Source organism: Massilia norwichensis (genome assembly GCF_024753245.1).
GTDB classification, from domain to species: Bacteria; Pseudomonadota; Gammaproteobacteria; order Burkholderiales; family Burkholderiaceae_D; genus Telluria; species Telluria norwichensis.
Map to the genome: position 1 here is coordinate 139,928 of NZ_JANUGX010000001.1, position 16,419 is coordinate 156,346.

Annotated in this window: 16 protein-coding genes and 1 tRNA gene; 4 read left to right on the forward strand and 13 right to left on the reverse strand. The window is 64.5% G+C overall.

Features of this window, described 5'->3' with window-relative positions:
- Positions 1-158 precede the first annotated feature (158 nt).
- From NX782_RS00580 to NX782_RS00620, 9 genes are all read right to left on the reverse strand, one after another.
- Positions 159-572, reverse strand: coding sequence for a MerR family transcriptional regulator (locus NX782_RS00580; protein WP_258843532.1), 414 nt, complete (start codon positions 570-572; stop codon positions 159-161).
- A 16-nt stretch (positions 573-588) separates the two neighbouring features.
- Positions 589-999, reverse strand: a complete 411-nt coding sequence (locus NX782_RS00585; protein ID WP_258843767.1) for an integration host factor subunit alpha — start codon at positions 997-999, stop codon at positions 589-591.
- Between the two features lie 32 nt (positions 1,000-1,031).
- Positions 1,032-3,458, reverse strand: coding sequence for a phenylalanine--tRNA ligase subunit beta (pheT, locus tag NX782_RS00590; protein WP_258843533.1), 2,427 nt, complete (start codon positions 3,456-3,458; stop codon positions 1,032-1,034).
- 155 nt (positions 3,459-3,613) lie between these two features.
- Positions 3,614-4,630, reverse strand: a complete 1,017-nt coding sequence (gene pheS, locus NX782_RS00595; protein WP_258843534.1) for a phenylalanine--tRNA ligase subunit alpha — start codon at positions 4,628-4,630, stop codon at positions 3,614-3,616.
- Positions 4,631-4,769: 139 nt separating this feature from the next.
- Positions 4,770-5,129 (reverse strand): 50S ribosomal protein L20, encoded by a 360-nt coding sequence (rplT, locus tag NX782_RS00600; RefSeq protein ID WP_047826396.1) that lies wholly within the window; start codon positions 5,127-5,129, stop codon positions 4,770-4,772.
- A 20-nt stretch (positions 5,130-5,149) separates the two neighbouring features.
- Positions 5,150-5,350 carry a 50S ribosomal protein L35 gene (rpmI, locus tag NX782_RS00605; protein ID WP_036228503.1) on the reverse strand — a complete coding sequence of 67 codons (201 nt, stop codon included), beginning with the start codon at positions 5,348-5,350 and terminating at the stop codon, positions 5,150-5,152.
- Between the two features lie 343 nt (positions 5,351-5,693).
- Entirely contained in the window at positions 5,694-6,245 is a 552-nt protein-coding gene (gene infC, locus NX782_RS00610) for a translation initiation factor IF-3 (RefSeq protein ID WP_258843768.1), read from the reverse strand.
- Positions 6,246-6,265: 20 nt separating this feature from the next.
- Positions 6,266-8,176 carry a threonine--tRNA ligase gene (gene thrS / locus NX782_RS00615; RefSeq protein ID WP_258843535.1) on the reverse strand — a complete coding sequence of 637 codons (1,911 nt, stop codon included), beginning with the start codon at positions 8,174-8,176 and terminating at the stop codon, positions 6,266-6,268.
- Between the two features lie 233 nt (positions 8,177-8,409).
- Positions 8,410-8,486: transfer RNA gene (locus NX782_RS00620), tRNA-Val, on the reverse strand.
- Positions 8,487-8,609: 123 nt separating this feature from the next.
- Here NX782_RS00620 and NX782_RS00625 point away from each other — a divergent pair.
- From NX782_RS00625 to NX782_RS00640, 4 genes are all read left to right on the forward strand, one after another.
- Positions 8,610-9,521, forward strand: coding sequence for a cation diffusion facilitator family transporter (locus NX782_RS00625; RefSeq protein WP_258843536.1), 912 nt, complete (start codon positions 8,610-8,612; stop codon positions 9,519-9,521).
- A gap of 88 nt (positions 9,522-9,609) precedes the next feature.
- Complete coding sequence (locus NX782_RS00630) at positions 9,610-10,599, forward strand: NAD(P)/FAD-dependent oxidoreductase (protein ID WP_258843538.1); 990 nt, start codon at positions 9,610-9,612, stop codon at positions 10,597-10,599.
- A 192-nt stretch (positions 10,600-10,791) separates the two neighbouring features.
- On the forward strand, positions 10,792-11,250 hold the full coding sequence (locus NX782_RS00635) for a hypothetical protein (RefSeq protein WP_258843539.1): 459 nt from the start codon (positions 10,792-10,794) through the stop codon (positions 11,248-11,250).
- A 77-nt stretch (positions 11,251-11,327) separates the two neighbouring features.
- Entirely contained in the window at positions 11,328-11,624 is a 297-nt protein-coding gene (locus NX782_RS00640; RefSeq protein ID WP_258843540.1) for a hypothetical protein, read from the forward strand.
- 98 nt (positions 11,625-11,722) lie between these two features.
- Here the strand turns inward: NX782_RS00640 and NX782_RS00645 are convergent, their stop codons facing one another.
- From NX782_RS00645 to NX782_RS00660, 4 genes are read right to left on the reverse strand one after another with little or no spacing between them, the layout of a single operon-like run.
- Positions 11,723-12,373, reverse strand: coding sequence for a hypothetical protein (locus NX782_RS00645; RefSeq protein ID WP_258843541.1), 651 nt, complete (start codon positions 12,371-12,373; stop codon positions 11,723-11,725).
- Positions 12,370-13,299 (reverse strand): MlaD family protein, encoded by a 930-nt coding sequence (locus NX782_RS00650; protein WP_258843542.1) that lies wholly within the window; start codon positions 13,297-13,299, stop codon positions 12,370-12,372. Before NX782_RS00650 ends, NX782_RS00645 begins: the two co-directional genes overlap by 4 nt.
- Before the next feature lie 30 nt (positions 13,300-13,329).
- Positions 13,330-14,133: an MlaE family ABC transporter permease gene (locus tag NX782_RS00655; protein ID WP_258843543.1), complete on the reverse strand. Its 804-nt coding sequence runs from the start codon at positions 14,131-14,133 to the stop codon at positions 13,330-13,332.
- A gap of 42 nt (positions 14,134-14,175) precedes the next feature.
- On the reverse strand, positions 14,176-16,419 hold the full coding sequence (locus NX782_RS00660; protein WP_258843544.1) for a RelA/SpoT family protein: 2,244 nt from the start codon (positions 16,417-16,419) through the stop codon (positions 14,176-14,178).

Here is a 16,419-nt window from a genome sequence, read left to right on the forward strand (position 1 = left end):
GGCAGGAAAGAGCCGAGGCTGACACCTCACGCCCACAACAAGCATGTTTGAGTCAGCAACATTCGCAAGTGACATTCTAGCACCTCCTAGGTGCAGAACAACAGGAGCACGAATGCTTGAGCCCGATACTCGATCGATAGCGCTATCGATGAGCCGAATCAGGCCGCCGGCGACCCGTGCTTCAGGATCGCGAGGATGGCGTGCAGCTCTTCACGCAACAGCTCGGGCGCGATGCTCGGCTCGGGCGGTGCGGGAGGCACCGGCGGCACTGCCTCGACATCCTCGGCCTGCCCGCCCCTGCCGTCGAGGCGATTGCGGGCGCCGCTGATCGTGAAGCCCTGCTCGTACAGCAGCTCGCGGATACGCCGGATCAACAGCACTTCGTGATGCTGGTAATAGCGGCGGTTTCCACGGCGTTTGACCGGTTTAAGCTGGGTAAATTCCTGCTCCCAGTAGCGCAGCACATGCGGCTTGACGCCGCACAATTCACTGACTTCCCCGATCGTGAAATAACGCTTGGCCGGAATCGGCGGCAATACAGTCAGTTCCATCTTGTTGGGTCGGTCATTCATGAATCGTTGGTTTTACTCAGGCGGCACGCGCGAGCGAGGCACTGTCGGCGCTGGCCGGATTGGCCTCCTCGACCATGCTCTTGAGCTTCTGGCTGGCGTGGAAGGTCACGACGCGACGCGCCGTGATCGGAATCTCTTCCCCGGTTTTCGGATTGCGGCCCGGACGCTGCGGCTTGTCGCGCAACTGGAAGTTGCCGAAGCCGGACAGCTTGACCGCCTCGCCGCGCTCGAGCGCGTTGCGGATCTCGTCGAAGAAGGTCTCGACCATGTCCTTGGCTTCGCGCTTGTTCAGGCCGACCTGCTCGAATAGCAATTCGGCCAGCTCCGCCTTGGTCAGGGTCGGCAACTCCTGTTCCGCTTCCTTCCGTACCCGATGGGCGGCGAGCGCTTTCTCGAGGACGGCGGAATCAACGTCGTTGTTGTTAATTTTGAAGCCCTACCTATGTCTTGGATGTGACGTCAGGCGCGCAATTTGGCGCCATGTTGTTGTGCCGCTGCCTGTGCGAGCGCGGCCATGATGGCCTCGACCGCGTCGTCCTGCAGCGTCGATTGAGTATCTTGCAAGCCAAAGCGGAAAGCAAGACTTTTTTCATCTTGTTCCAAACCCTTGCCGCGATATTCATCAAACAAAACAACGGCTTGCACGAGTTTGCCGTTTGCGTTCGCGGCCAGCTCGGCCTTGAATGCGTCCAGCAAAGCCTGGGCCGGCACGTCCTGTTTCACCACCAGCGCGAGGTCGCGGGTGGCGCCCGGGAACTTCGAGATTTCGGTGTACGACGGCACGATGCGTTCGCGCAGCGCCTCGGCATCGACCTCGAACAGCACCGGTGCCTGCGGCAGATCGTACTTCTGCAGCCAGCGCGGATGCAGCTCGCCGATGAAGCCGATCGCGCGGCCGTCCAGCTCGACCTGGGCCGACCGGCCCGGATGCAGGGTCGGATGCTCGAGCTTGCTGAAGCGCAGCGCACGCGGTGCGAACAGTGCTTCCAGGTCGCCCTTGACGTCGAAGTAGTCGACCGCACGGGTCGGCATGCCCCACTGCTCGTCCGCGGCCGGGCCGTAGGCCATGGCGGCAACGCGCTTGGGCTGATCGAAGCCGGCGATGGACAGCGGACCGTCCACGGCTGCCGGATTGCGGTGGAACACGGCGCCGACTTCGAACACGCGCACGCGGCCGGCCTTGCGGTTGACGTTGTAGCGCACGTTGGCGATCAGGCTGCCGATCAGGTTCGAACGCATCACGCTCATCTGGCTGGCGATCGGGTTCTGCAGCTTGATCGGGTCGGTATTGCCGGCGAAGTCGGCTTCCCACTGGCTTTCCACGAAGCTCATGTTGACCACTTCCTGGTAACCCAGGTCGGCCAGCTGGTGGCGAACGGCAAATAAGGAGCGCGTGTTTTCCGGCTCGATCAGCATCGCCGACGGTGCCACCGGCGGCAAGGCCGGGATGTTCTCGAAGCCATACACGCGCGCGACTTCCTCGATCAGGTCTTCCTCGATCTCGATGTCGAAACGGTAGGACGGCGCGGTGACCGTGAAGCGGCCCGGCTCGCGCTCGAACGGCAGGCCGAGACGGGTGAAGATGTCGGCCACGGTATCGTCGTCGATGGCCACGCCGATCACCTTCTGCGCGCGCTCGGTGCGCAGGGTAACCGGCTGGCGCTGCGGGATGTTCACGATCTGGTCGTCGACCGGACCGACTTTCGTCGCCGGCGTGCCGCAGATCTCGACGATCAGCGAGGTGATGCGCTCGATGCGCTCGACGGTGCCGGCATAGTCGACGCCGCGCTCGAAGCGGTGCGCCGCATCGGTCGAGAAGTTGAAGCGGCGGGCACGGCCCTGGATGGCGCCCGGCCACCAGAATGCGGCTTCCAGGTAGATGTCGGTGGTGTCGAGCGTGACCGCGGTCGAGTCGCCGCCCATGATGCCGGCCAGCGATTCGATTTCCTTTTCGTCGGCGATGACGCCGACCCACTCGTCGACCTCGACGGTGTTACCGTTCAGGAGCTTGAGCGATTCGCCCTTGCGGCCCCAGCGCACGTCGATGCTGCCATGGATCTTGGCCAGGTCGAACACGTGCGAAGGCTGGCCGGTTTCCAGCATCACGTAGTTGGAGATGTCGACCAGGGCCGAGACCGAGCGCTGGCCGCTGCGTTCCAGGCGGCGCTTCATCCACTCCGGGGTGGCGGCACGCGCGTTCAGGCCGCGGATCACGCGACCGGTAAAGCGTCCGCACAGGTCCGGTGCCGACACTCTTGCAGGCAGGATCTCGTCGGTGCTCACCGGGACGATGCGCTGCGCCGGGAAGGTCAGCGGGGTGCCGGTCAGGGCCGACACTTCACGCGCCACGCCCAGCACCGACAGGCAGTCCGCCTTGTTCGGGGTCAGCTTGATGGTGAACTTCTGGTCGTTCAGCGCGAGGTAGTCGCGGATGTTCTGGCCGACCGGCGCGTCTTCCGGCAGTTCCATCAGGCCGCTGCTCTCTTCGGAGATCTTCAGTTCCTTGGCCGAGCACATCATGCCCTGCGACTCGACGCCGCGCAGTTTGCCGACCTTGATTTCGAAAGGCTTGCCGTCGGCGCCAGGCGGCAGCACGGCGCCGGCCTTGGCGCAGATCGCCTTCATGCCCGCGCGCACGTTCGGCGCGCCGCAGACGATATTCAGTAAAGTGCCGCTGCCGACGTCGACCTGGCAGACGTTCAGGCGGTCGGCGTTCGGGTGCTTGGCCACTTCCTTGACTTCGGCGACCACGACGTTCGAGAACGGCGGCGCGACCGCTTCCACTTCCTCGACTTCGAGGCCGGACATGGTGAGCAGATGGGCCAGTTCGTCCGAATTCATCTTCGGATCGACCATGGAACGGAGCCAGTTTTCGGAGAATTGCATATCAGTGCCTTTTCAAGGTCTTAAGTTTGCTTTTCAAATGGTCTCAGAAACCGTAGCGAGCAGGGCTCAGTTCCGTCCGAGAAGCGCAGCCGTACGCAGGTACGGCGAGCATCGCAGGGCGGAAATGTGCCCGCGCAGTAGGTTTATGAGGCCATTTAATTGAACTGCTTCAGGAAACGGAGGTCGCCTTCATAGAAGAGGCGCAGGTCGTTGATCCCGTAGCGCAGCATGGTCAGGCGCTCGAGGCCGGAGCCGAACGCGAAGCCGATGTATTTTTCCGGATCCAGGCCGAAGTTGCGCACGACAATCGGGTGCACCTGGCCGGCGCCCGAGACTTCCAGCCAGCGGCCCTTCAGCGGACCGGAGCCGAAGGCGATGTCGATCTCGGCCGAGGGTTCGGTGAACGGGAAGTACGACGGACGGAAGCGCACCTGCAGGTCGTCGGTCTCGAAGAAGGCCTTCACGAAATTCAGGTACACGCCCTTGAGGTCGGCAAAGCTGATGTTCTCGCCGATCCACAGGCCTTCGACCTGGTGGAACATCGGCGAGTGGGTAGCGTCGCTGTCGACGCGATAGGTGCGGCCCGGTGCGATCACCTTGATCGGCGGGGTGTGGGTACGGGCATAGCGCACCTGCATGGGGCTGGTGTGGGTGCGCAGCAGCAGCGGCTTGCCGGTGCTGTCCTCGCCCTCGATGTAGAAGGTGTCCTGCATCGAACGCGCCGGGTGGTTTTCCGGGCTGTTCAGTGCGGTGAAGTTGGTCCAGTCGGTTTCGATTTCCGGGCCGTCGGCCACGTCGAAGCCGATCGAGCGGAAGATCTGTTCGACCCGCTCCCAGGTGCGCATGACCGGGTGGATGCCGCCGGTCGAACGGCCGCGGCCCGGCAGGGTGACGTCGATGCTCTCGGCGTTCAGGCGCGCCATCAGCTGGGCGTTCGCCAGATCCTCGCGGCGGGCCGTCAACGCCTGTTCGATTTTTTCTTTGGCGGCGTTGATCAGGGCGCCCTGCGCCTTGCGCTGTTCCGGGTCGAGCTTGCCGAGACCCTTCATCAGTTCGGTGACCTGGCCGGTCTTGCCCAGGTATTTCGCTTTTGCGTTTTCCAGCGCGGCAGCGTCTTGTGCGGCACCAAAGTCAGCCTGGGCCGAGACGACGAGTTCTTCGAGCGAGTTCATGCGTGTTCTTTTCCTGTTTTGGATGGCGGGGAACGCCAGAAACAAAAACAGGGCATCGGTCGTCAAACCTTTGCCCCGTCCTTTGCGCGTCAGCGGCCTTGCAGCCGCTTACACTGTACTTCTTGTTGCTGACGACTGATTAGGCAGCCAGCTTGGTCTTGACGGTGTTCACGATAGCGGCAAATGCCGGCTTGTCGTTCACAGCCATGTCGGCCAGGACTTTACGGTCCAGTTCAATCGCGGCTTTCTTCAGGCCGTTCATGAAGGCGCTGTAGGTCATGCCGTGCGAACGCGAAGCCGCGTTGATACGGGTGATCCACAGTGCGCGGAAGACGCGCTTCTTGTTGCGGCGGTCGCGGTATGCGTACTGGCCAGCGCGCATGACTGCTTGCTTGGCAATACGGAATACTTTGCTGCGGCGGCCACGATAGCCTTTAGCAAGTTCAAGAACCTTCTTGTGACGGGCACGTGCAGTAACCCCACGTTTTACTCGAGGCATATTCGCTCCTTAGTGTGAGATTAGACGGCCGACGGCATCATGCGGTAGACGCTCTGGACGTCCGACGCATTGATGTTACGGGTGCCACGCAGCTGGCGCTTGTTCTTGGTGGTCTTCTTGGTCAGGATGTGACGCTTGAACGCCATACCCGATTTGACGGTACCACCCGGACGCACGCGAAAACGCTTTTTCGCGGAGCTTTTGGTTTTCATTTTCGGCATAGTCATCTGCCCTCTTACAGGCAGCCTCATATGTAACAGGATTGCAGGTGGCAGCAACGCTGCTCTTGGATGCCTGCTTTCACTTGTTTCTGCAGCAGAAGCGAGTCCACTACAGTCTTGCATTCCCGCATCATACGACACGGGAACCGCAGATTATATCAGAGCTTTACGGGTTCGTGGGCATGGGATGCCCACCCTACCGCTAAACCGTAGGGTGCGCACCACGTGCGCACGTGGCGACAGCAAAAAATGGAATAGGCCGAGCCCGGGCCGCAGGCGAACCTGAAGCCCGGGCCCGGCCCGGCTTGACTGTCACAGCAAGCGTGCTGCGATCGCGCGAAGCTTACTTCTTCTTCTTCGGCGCGACCACCATGATCATCTGGCGGCCTTCCATTTTCGGGAACTGCTCGACCTGGCCATACGGCTCCAGATCGCCACGCAGACGTTCCAGCATGCGCGCACCGATGTCCTGGTGGGCCATCTCGCGACCGCGGAAGCGCAGGGTGATCTTGGTCTTGTCACCCTCTTCCAGGAATTTGATCAGGTTGCGCAGCTTGATGCTGTAATCGCCTTCGTCCGTACCCGGACGGAACTTGATCTCTTTGACCTGGATGATCTTCTGCTTCAGCTTCGCTTCGTGCGCACGCTTCTGCTCCGAATATTTGAACTTGCCGTAGTCCATCAGACGGCAGACCGGCGGATTCGCGTTCGGGGCGATTTCCACCAGATCGACGTTCGCTTCTTCAGCCAGACGAAACGCTTCGGCCAGGCTCACAATGCCCAGCGGCTCGTTATCCACTCCGGTCAGACGCATTTCCGGATGGTTGATTTCGCCATTGATGCGATGTGACGACTTGTCAGTAGCTATGGTGTTTCCTTTTAAAGTTGATTTGATCGGGCCGTCTCAAGGCGCTGTTACTTCGCCTTGGTTGCTACCTCGCTTTGGAGGCGTTCCAGCAGCGCATCGACGGACATGACGCCCAGGTCGACATTGCCACGCGCGCGAACGGCCACAGTGTTGGCATCCCGCTCTTTATCACCGACAACTAAGATGTACGGCAGTTTTTGGACGGAGTGCTCCCGGATTTTATAGGTAATCTTCTCGTTCCGCAAATCAGCGTGAACGCGCAGGCCCGCGGCCTTCAGGCGCGCCTCGACTTCTTTCACATAGGAAGCTTGCGCATCCGAAATGTTCAGAATAGCAACCTGGACCGGCGCCAGCCACAGCGGCAGCGCGCCGGCGTAGTTCTCGATCAGGATGCCGATGAAACGCTCCATCGAACCGACGATCGCACGGTGCAGCATGACCGGCACCTTGCGGGTATTGTCTTCGGCCACGTACTCGGCGCCCAGGCGGCCCGGCATCGAGAAGTCGACCTGCATGGTGCCGACCTGCCACGGACGGCCGAGGCTGTCCTTCAGGTGGTACTCGATCTTCGGGCCGTAGAAGGCACCCTCGCCCGGCAGCTCGGTCCACTCCACGCCGCAGCCGCGCAGGGCCGAACGCAGGGCTTCCTCGGCCTGGTCCCAGACTTCGTCGGAGCCGATGCGGTTTTCCGGACGCAGGGCGATCTTGACGTCGATGTTCTCGAAGCCGAAGTCCTCGTACACCTTCATGGCCTGGGCGTGGAAAGCCACCACTTCCGGCGCGATCTGCTCTTCGGTGCAGAACACGTGGCCGTCGTCCTGGGTGAAGCCGCGCACGCGCATCAGGCCGTGCAGCGCGCCCGAGGACTCGTTGCGGTGGCACTGGCCGAACTCGCCGTAGCGCAGCGGCAGGTCGCGGTAGGAACGCAGGCCGGCGTTATAGATCTGCACGTGGCCCGGGCAGTTCATCGGCTTGAGCGCGTAGGTACGGTTCTCCGACTCGGTGGTGAACATGTTCTCGCGGTAGTTGTCCCAGTGACCGGTCTTCTGCCACAGGGTCACGTCGATGATCTGCGGCGCCTTGACTTCGTTGTAGCCGGTGGCCTGGTAGGTCTTGCGCATGTACTGCTCGACCTGCTGCCAGATGGTCCAGCCCTTCGGGTGCCAGAAGATCAGGCCCGGCGCCTCGTCCTGGAAGTGGAACAGGTCCAGCGCCTTGCCCAGCTTGCGGTGGTCGCGCTTTTCCGCCTCTTCCAGCATGTGCAGGTATTGCTCCTGGTCTTCCTTCTTGGCCCAGGCGGTGCCGTAGACGCGCTGCAGCATCTCGTTCTTCGAGTCGCCGCGCCAGTAGGCGCCGGCCAGCTTCATCAGCTTGAAGACCTTCAGCTTGCCGGTCGAGGGCACGTGCGGGCCGCGGCACAGGTCGGTGAAATTGCCTTCCGAGTAGAGCGAGACGTCTTCATTTGCCGGGATCGAGGCGATGATCTCGGCCTTGTAGTCTTCGCCGATCGACTTGAAGTAGGCCACGGCTTCGTCGCGCGGCAGCACCTTGCGGCTGACCGGCTCGTCCTTCTTGGCCAGCTCGGCCATTTTCTTCTCGATCGCCTGCAGGTCGTCCGGGGTGAAGGGACGCTTGTAGGAGAAGTCGTAGTAGAAACCGTTGTCGATGACCGGGCCGATGGTGACCTGGGCTTCCGGGAACAGCTCCTTGACTGCGTAAGCCAGCAGGTGGGCGGTCGAGTGACGGATGACGTCCAGGCCTTCCGGGTCCTTGTCGGTGACGATCGCCAGGTCGGCGTCGGACTCGATCAGGAAGGAGGTATCGACCACCTTGCCGTTGACCTTGCCGGCCAGCGCGGCTTTGGCCAGGCTCGGGGCGATGTTCTGGGCCACCTGGGCCACGGTGACGGGGCCTTCGAATTGACGGCTGGAGCCGTCCGGAAGTCGCACATTCAGCATTTTGATCTCCTGTTCGGCGCCGCTCGCGCCCGCTAAGATTAATAAAATTGAAATGAAAAGTATTCGGACGAAAAAAAACGCGCACCAGGCGCGTTTTTATCAGTGTTGTCGAGTTTCTTGAGACAAAAGACCACCGTACCGCGTCTAGCGATTCCCCCACAACTTAGTTGTAGTTCGCGGTGTCATAACCGTCGGTGCCTTTCTCGCTCTTACTGAATTACTACTGAGTATTCTGGTGGGCGGTGCAGAATTCGAATCTGCGACCCCTTGGATGTCGACCAAGTATTCTAACCAGCTGAACTAACCGCCCGTATGCCGCCATTATAGGGGCCCGGCCGCAATTGTGCAAGACAACATGGAATTTGCATTCGCGGCGTGGGCACGGGGTGCCCACCCTACTATACTGTTCGACTTTTCCGCATTCCCTCTTCCCATGTCAGACCACTCGATCTCCTCCGCCCACCTGCACGCCCACCTCGACGGCGACGCCCGCCACGGCCACGTCATCGAAGGCCGCAGCCAGGCCGCGATGGGACTGGCGCTGGGCCTGACCCTGCTGTTCGCGCTGATCGAAGCGGTGACGGGTTTCATGTCGAACTCGCTGGCCCTGATCTCCGACGCCGGCCACATGGTGACCGACGCCGCCGCGCTCGGCCTGGCGCTGATGGCCCAGCTGATCGCGCGCCGTCCGCCTTCGCACCGCCATTCCTTCGGCTTCGTGCGCGCCGAGGCGCTGGCCGCCTTCGTCAACAGCCTGGCGATGCTGCTGCTGGTTGCCTGGATCGTCTACGAGGCCGCGCAGCGCCTGCTCAAGCCGGAAGCCGTGCAAGGCGGCACCGTGTTCGTGGTGGCCGCGATTGGTGCCTGCATCAATATCCTGGTGGCCTGGGTGCTGTCGCGCGGCGAGCAGAGCATCAACACGCGCGCCGCCTTGGTCAACGTGCTGGGCGACCTGCTCGGCTCGGTGGCCGCGATCGCTGCCGGCGCCATCATCCATTTCACCGGCTGGGTGCGGATCGACCCGATCCTGTCGATCTTCGTGTCGCTGCTGATCCTGAAGTCGACCATCGGCGTGCTGCGCGAGTCCTACCACTTCCTGATGGAGGGGGTGCCCGAGCAGATCGATTACCTGGGCGTGGGCGCCGACCTGGCCGCCGTGCCGGGCGTGCTGTCGGTGCACGACCTGCACGTGTGGGACATGTCGCCGGGCGAGCCGGCCCTGATCGGCCACCTCGAGATCGCCGACCTCAACGCCTGGCCCGAGGTGCTGCGCGCCGTGAAAGAAATGCTGCTCGACAAGCACGGCATCGACCATGTGACGCTGCAGCCGGAAGTCCACGCCTGAACACCGACGAGCGTGTCAGCGGGCTCCGACCCGGCAGCGGGGCACGCGCCGATAGGTAGAATAGGAGTGCCATGTCGATAATCGACACATGCCTATTCAAGATCAAGTCTACGACACCCTTATCGTCGGCGGCGGCCCCGGCGGCCTGACCGCCGCCATTTACCTGCGCCGCTTCACCCGCAACGTCGCCCTGGTCGACAAGGGCAACAGCCGGCTGCGCCTGATCCCGGTCTCGCACAACTACCCCGGCTTTCCGGAAGGCGTGCCGGGCCACGTCCTGCTCGGCAACCTCACAGTGCAGCTCGAACGCTACGGCGGCACGGTGATGCCGGGCGAGATCGTCGACCTGCGCATCGAAGACGGCCTGTTCGTCGGCGATTACCTGCCCGAGGCGAGCGAAGACCAACCCGAACCGGAGCCGGTACAGATCCGCGCCCACACCGTGCTGCTGGCCACCGGCGTGGCCGACGCCGGGCTGCCGATCGAGAACTGGCGCGAGGCGATCGCGTTCGGCTCGCTGCGCCTGTGCCCCGTCTGCGATGGCTTCGACGTGATGGACAAGCGCATCGCGGTCGCCACCGCCGACATCAACCCGGTCGGCCACGCCCTCTTCATGCGCAGCTTCAGCAGCGACGTCACGCTGTTCGAACGCGGCCCGGCCTCGATGCTGGATGCCGAGGACAAGCGCCGCCTGGACGCCGCCGGCGTACGCCTGATCGAGTCGCCGCTGCTGTCGGTCACACTCGACGCGTCGATGAAACCGGTGATGCATACCGAGGACGGCGAGGCATACCCGGCCGACGTGTTCTACCCGATGCTGGGCGAGAAAGCCCGCTCCAGCCTGGCCGCCAAGCTGGGCGCCGAGACCGCGCAGTGCGAGGAAATCGTGGTCGACGACCATTACGCCACCACCGTGCCCGGCCTGTACGCGATCGGCGACGTGGTCGTCGGCCTGAACCAGATCGCGGTGGCGACCGGCGGCGCGGCCAAGGCGGCGGTACGCATCCACAACCAGCTCCCGCCGGCCTATCGCCAGGCGCCCGCGCGTCCCGCGCAGGCGGGATGGACCGCCACCTGAACGAAAGGCTGACGCATGTTCCTGTTTTTCTCCAACAAACTGGGCTGCCTGGGCTCGATCCTGGTGTCGCTTGCGATCACGCTGGTGCTGCTGTTCATCTTCGGCGTGCTCTAGGCTGCGCGGCGGGACACGATATTGCGGCTCGGCTACTATAATGGCTTGCCATTCCGGCATGACTATTTAGACGAGCCCATGAAAAACCTTCTGCTGTTTGCCTGCGGCCTGCTGTCCGCCGGCGCCGCCCTCGCCGATGATGCTGCGATCCTGAAATGCCGTGCCCAGACCGATACCGCGCGCCGCCTGGCCTGCTATGACGCGATGCCGGTCGGCGCCACGCCGGTGGCTGCCGCCGCGCCCGCACCGGCTGCCTCGCCCGAGCAGAGCTTCGGCCTGCCGCCGGCAGCGCAAAAAAAGATGAGTGCCGACGAATCGCGCATCCGCAGCACCGTGGTCGGCCGCTTCGACGGCTGGGGCCCGGGTTCAAGCATCACCCTGGCCAACGGCCAGGTGTGGCGGGTGACGGACGGCAGCGAAGCGGTCATGCGTCCCATGCAGGACCCGAAGGTCGAGGTCTCGCGCGGCCTGCTGGGCGGCTACTTCCTGCAAGTCGAAGGCTATAACAACAGCGCGCGCGTATCACGGGTGAAGTAAGGCCGAGCCGTGCGGCAAGCGGGCCCGGCGCTGAAGTATCATGAAGCCCTGGTCGGGTCACTTCGATGGAGCGGTTCATGGTCTGGAAGGTACGTCGCGAGACGGTGGTTTCGCAGCATATCGAAGTCGCGTTGGTTTACCGGGAAATGCTGGGTCTGGACGAGGCTGCCCGCTATCTCGAACATGAAGGCATCGACCAGGAAATCGTCGATCGCATCCTGTTCACCGACCGCAAGCGCGGGCCGCCGGTGGCGCCCTTGTCGCATCTGCAGCAGCAAGGGTGCCGGCGCCGGAACCGCGTCCACGATGCCATCGTCGAGGCCGCGCTGAAGATCGAAAAAAGCTCGGCAAGGAGATGGCGCTGGCCCTGCTGAAGGACGAGCAGGTGCCGCAAGCGGTGGTCGACCGGGTCACCGCGCCGGAGCCGCGCCAGCTGCGCGTGCGCAAGCTGCCGGCTTAGCACGCCGCCTGCTCAGCCCTCGGAGGCCAGTGCGATGCGGCGCCGGATCTGCTGCAGCGCCGCGGCATCGCCCGCGGCCTGGGCACGCTGTTCCTGCACGCCGAGCCAGGCCAGGAGCGGCCTTCTCCACCCCTGGTGCGAAGCCGTGTCGACCGCGTTCCCGATGTCGGCCGGCGTGATGCGCCCTGCTTTCATCAAGGCCCCGGCAGCCACCAGCCGCGCCAGCGGATCCTGCACCCCGGCCAGGGTACCGGCCGTGACGACCGCGCGGTGCTGCTCCGGCAGCAGGCCGGCGTTCAGACCCTGCCACTGGCCCGCCAGATAGGCCGCATAGGCCTGCTGGGCCGGGGTCGCGTCGCCCGCCAGCGCCGCATAGCCGGCGCAGTCGTAGTCGAGCGCCGCCACGCGCGCGGCGCAGCGCACCAGCTCGACCTGCGCCACATTGTCGAAGCGCCCGGTGCTGGCGGTCTCGCGCCGGGCGCGCGCGAATTCGGCATCGGCGGCCGCGGTGTTGCCGTGCAGCCAGGCGTCGGTGTAGCCATCCAGCGCGCTCTTCGCGTTCGGCTGCCAGTCCGGCGGCTGGGGTTTGCTGGCGCAGCCGGCCAGCGCCAGGGACAGCGCCAGCGTGACGGCGGCGCCGGCGGTGAGAACGGTCGTCTTCATGGCAGCTTGATCTCCTCGTCGCGCTTGAACGGCCACTTGCGGTTGATCTCGTCGACCAGGCGGTTCACCTTGCGCAGGCTGGCATCGACCTCGCCACGCAGGCGACCCAGATCCTGGGTTGCGTTCCTGGCGTTGGCGCCCACCGCCTGGGCCTCGACCAGCACCGCGTCGACCTTCTGCAGCGTCCCGCGCGCATCCTGCAGCACGCCATTCAGCTCGCGCATCGCGGCCTGGGCATCGTCCATCACGCCGTTCTTGCCGAACACGCGGCGGTCGGTCTTGGCCAGGATGGTGTCGACCCGCTCCAGCGTTTGCAGCAGCTTCTGGGCCTCGGCATCGCCGCCCAGGGCCGTGCCCAATACGCCGTACTTGCCGGTCAGGCGGCCGCTGAAGGTCTCGACGTTGCCGAGCGTGTTGGCGATGGCCGAGCCTTCCTGCGTCATGTTCTGCAGGTTCTCGAGCAGCGCGCGGGCGGTCGACAGCAGGCGCGGGATCTCGGCGGCGGCGTCGCCGCGCAGCACCGGTCTTTGCGCCTTGTCCGGCAGCGGCGGGTCGCTCAGGATGCCGCTGTAGGCGCGCAGGTGGGTCTGGCCGACCACGCTGCTCTCCAGCGTGAACACGCTGGTGGTGCGCAGCCACTTGGCATCGGCCTTCGGAATGTCGACCAGCACGTTGACCTTGCCGTCCTGGCCCAGGTCGACCTGGCGCACACGCCCGATCGGAAAGCCGGCGAAGGTCATGTCCATGCCGGGGATGACGCCCTCGGAGTTGTCGGTCACCAGCACCAGCTGCTGGGTGGGCTCGAACACGCCGCGCGCGTACATCACGTACAGGAAGAAGGCGACGATCAGCGCGCCGATCACGACCAGCAGGATCACTGCCTTCGCTTCGACGTGTTTCGGCTCGTCAGGTACGGTATCCGCCATGCGCAGTCCTCGCTCAGATATTCAGGTCATTCAGATGTATTTGACGGCCAGCGAACTGGCCTCGATCAGCAGCAGCACGAACAGCAGCCGCAGCGCGCCGGGCTGCACGTTCGAGCGGTGGCGGCGCCGGTGGCGCAGCATGTCCAGGATCGCCGCGCTCGGGATCACCGCGACCGCAAGGCCGAACAGCACCGTCTTGAACACGAAACCGAGGGTCACGGTCGGATCGAACACGCGCCCCACGGTGCGGGTGTAATCGCTCAGGCCCCAGGGCGACAGCCCGTACACGTTCAGGTAGGCCAGCACCAGCACGATCACGCTGCTCACCATCGCCAAGCTCAGCACCGAGAAGGCGTTCGCGATCACCTGCGGCACCAGGTCGCGGCGCACGCGGCGCAGGGTTGCCTCGGCGGCGTCGCCGGGCGCCACGCCGCTCGCCGCCAGCCCCATCGCATTGGCGTCGAAGGCCATGCCCGCGCGCAGGGCCGCGAACAGCGCCGCCGACAAGGGCAGCAGCTCCAGCACCAGCACCCGCACCATCATCTCCAGCGCGAAGCCGGACAGGCCGTAGCTCTGCGCCGTCACCAGCACGATGCGGATGATGACCAGGCTGACCAGCGCCGTCAGCAGCGTGAACCAGGGCAGCACCGCCCAGGTGCTGGTGTAGATGTAGGTGGAGGTCGCGTGCCGGTTGTCGCGGTGCCAGATGGACGGCGACATCGCCATCACCAGCGCGATCGCGCCCAGGTGCAGCATCCCCCACCAGCTGAGCAGCCAGCGCTTGATGCGCAGGCCCCAGTCGCGCGGCTTCAGGTAGATGAGCGAAGTGATCATATGGACATGATACAGATTCGGCGGGGTGTTCCCCCAGCCGTATCAGGTTCTGCGCGCTTCCTGCACGCCGCTCACCTCGCCGATCGCCGCCAGCGCCTTCTGCAGCTGCCCGGTCGAGCCGATCTCCGCGGTGAACACCATGCGCGCCGCGCCCTTGCTGCTCTGGGTGTTCACGCCGATCACATTGATCTTCTCGCGCGCCAGCACCTCGGAGATGTCGCGCAGCAGGCCCTGGCGGTCCGACGCCAGGATGAAGATGTCGATCGGGTACACCGTTTCCTTGTCGGCGCGGCCCCAGTCGGTCTCGATCACCCGCTCCGGCGCCTTGGACGCCATCTCGCCGAAGTTCTTGCAGCTGGCGCGGTGGATGGACACGCCCTTTCCGCGCGTGACGAAGCCGACGATCGGGTCCGGCGGCGCCGGTTTGCAGCACTTGGCCAGCATGGTCAGCATGCCTTCGCTGCCGACCACCAGCACGCCCGATTTCGCGCCCTGCTCGACGCTCGAGGCGCGGCTCTTGTTGACCACCGCCGCATCCTCGGGCGGCGGGTTGTCGGCCGGGTCGTGCAGCGCGGCTTCGACGTGGCGCAGGCTGAATTTCTCCTTGCCGACCGCGATGAACAAATCGTCCACCTTGGCGAAGCCGAGCTTGTGCGCCAGCGCTTCCAGGTTGACCGCGGTCTTGCCTTCGCGCTGCAGCGATTTTTCGACCAGCGCGCGGCCGTGGGTCAGGGTCTCGGCCAGTTCCTGCGCGTGGAACCAGGCGCGGATCTTGGTGCGGGTCCGGCTCGACACCGTGTAGCCGGGGCTGAGCCAGTCGCGCGAGGGTCCCGCGCTGCCCGCCGGTCCCTTGGCGGTGATGATCTCGCAGGTCTGGCCGTTCTTCAGCGCCGTGTTCAGCGGCACCATGACGCCGTCGATCTTGGCGCCGCGGCAGCGGTGCCCGACCTCGCTGTGCAGGTGGTAGGCGAAGTCGATCGGCGTGGCGCCCTGCGGCAGCTCGAGCACGCGCGCCTGCGGGGTCAGCACGAAGATGCGGTCGTCCAGCGTGGCCGACTTCAGCTTCTCGACCCATTCGCGCTGCAGGTCTTCCTGGCCGGCGACGGCATCGGCCACGACGTCGCTCTTCCAGGCCAGCAGCTGGCGCAGCCAGGCGATCTTCTCGTCGTACTGCTGGCTCTTGAAGTTGGAGCCGCCCTCTTCCTTGTAGCGCCAGTGCGCGGCCACGCCGTACTCCGCGAAGTTGTGCATCTCCTGGGTGCGGATCTGCACTTCGAGTGGCCGCCCGTCCTCGGCGGTGACGACCGTGTGCAGCGACTGGTAGCCGTTCGGCTTCGGGCGCGAGATGTAGTCGTCGAACTCCTTCGGGATCGGGGTCCAGATATTGTGGACCACGCCCAGCACCGTGTAGCAGGTCTTGACGTCGGCGACGATCACGCGGAAGGCGCGCACATCGTACAGCGAGCTGAAGTCGAGCTCCTTGCCGCGCATCTTCTTCCAGATGCTGTAGATGTGCTTGGGCCGGCCGCTGACCTCGGCGCGGATCGAAGCAGCGGCCAGCTCCGTCTCCAGGCGCTCGATCGAGGATTGCACGAAGCTCTCGCGCAGCATGCGCTTCTCTTCGAGCATCTTGGCGATGCGCTTGTAGGTTTCCGGCTCCATCATCCGGAACGACAGGTCTTCCAGCTCCCACTTGAGCTGGAAGATGCCGAGCCGGTTGGCCAGCGGCGCGTACAGATCCAGCACCTCGCTGCCGTAGTTGCGGGTCAGCTCGTCGAAGCGTTTCTGCTCCGCGAAATAACGCAGGGTGGTGACGCAGGACGCCAGCCGCACCAGCACCACGCGCATGTCCGAGGCCATCGCCAGCAGCATCTTGCGCAGGGTTTCGACCTGCGCCATCGCTTGCTGGGCGGCGTTCTTGCCGCGTCCGACCGGTGCCTGCGCGGCGGTCAGGTCGCGCAAGCGGATCAGCTGGTGCACGCCATGCACCATGTCGGCGACTTCCTTGCCGAAGCGGTCTTCGAGCTTTTCGGCGACCAGCGGCTCGAGCAGGCACAGCTCGAACAGCAGGCCGGCGATGCGCGTCTCGGCATCCGAGCGCAGCACCGCGAGCGTGACCGCGACGCCGAGCGAGAACTCGAAGGCGCTCTGGCCGGACGAGGCGTGACGTTCGCCGTAGGCTTCCTGGACAAAGTCGAGCGCCGCCCGCACCCGCGACAGGTCCGCCGGGCCGAGGCCCTGGACCAGCCGGGTGGTGGCGTCGCCGAGCGCGGCAATCGAGACCAT

What these genes read in the sequence shown, in the direction of transcription:
- NX782_RS00650 (WP_258843542.1), bottom strand. Translation starts at nt 13,299, where the DNA reads ATGGCGGATACCGTACCTGACGAGCCGAAACACGTCGAAGCGAAGGCA.
- NX782_RS00645 (WP_258843541.1), bottom strand. Translation starts at nt 12,373, where the DNA reads ATGAAGACGACCGTTCTCACCGCCGGCGCCGCCGTCACGCTGGCGCTG.
- NX782_RS00630 (WP_258843538.1), top strand. Translation starts at nt 9,610, where the DNA reads ATGCCTATTCAAGATCAAGTCTACGACACCCTTATCGTCGGCGGCGGC.
- rpmI (WP_036228503.1), bottom strand. Translation starts at nt 5,350, where the DNA reads ATGCCGAAAATGAAAACCAAAAGCTCCGCGAAAAAGCGTTTTCGCGTG.
- NX782_RS00635 (WP_258843539.1), top strand. Translation starts at nt 10,792, where the DNA reads ATGAAAAACCTTCTGCTGTTTGCCTGCGGCCTGCTGTCCGCCGGCGCC.
- pheS (WP_258843534.1), bottom strand. Translation starts at nt 4,630, where the DNA reads ATGAACTCGCTCGAAGAACTCGTCGTCTCGGCCCAGGCTGACTTTGGT.
- NX782_RS00660 (WP_258843544.1), bottom strand. Translation starts at nt 16,419, where the DNA reads ATGGTCTCGATTGCCGCGCTCGGCGACGCCACCACCCGGCTGGTCCAG.
- pheT (WP_258843533.1), bottom strand. Translation starts at nt 3,458, where the DNA reads ATGCAATTCTCCGAAAACTGGCTCCGTTCCATGGTCGATCCGAAGATG.
- NX782_RS00640 (WP_258843540.1), top strand. Translation starts at nt 11,328, where the DNA reads ATGGTCTGGAAGGTACGTCGCGAGACGGTGGTTTCGCAGCATATCGAA.
- NX782_RS00580 (WP_258843532.1), bottom strand. Translation starts at nt 572, where the DNA reads ATGAATGACCGACCCAACAAGATGGAACTGACTGTATTGCCGCCGATT.
- thrS (WP_258843535.1), bottom strand. Translation starts at nt 8,176, where the DNA reads ATGCTGAATGTGCGACTTCCGGACGGCTCCAGCCGTCAATTCGAAGGC.
- NX782_RS00655 (WP_258843543.1), bottom strand. Translation starts at nt 14,133, where the DNA reads ATGATCACTTCGCTCATCTACCTGAAGCCGCGCGACTGGGGCCTGCGC.
- rplT (WP_047826396.1), bottom strand. Translation starts at nt 5,129, where the DNA reads ATGCCTCGAGTAAAACGTGGGGTTACTGCACGTGCCCGTCACAAGAAG.
- NX782_RS00625 (WP_258843536.1), top strand. Translation starts at nt 8,610, where the DNA reads ATGTCAGACCACTCGATCTCCTCCGCCCACCTGCACGCCCACCTCGAC.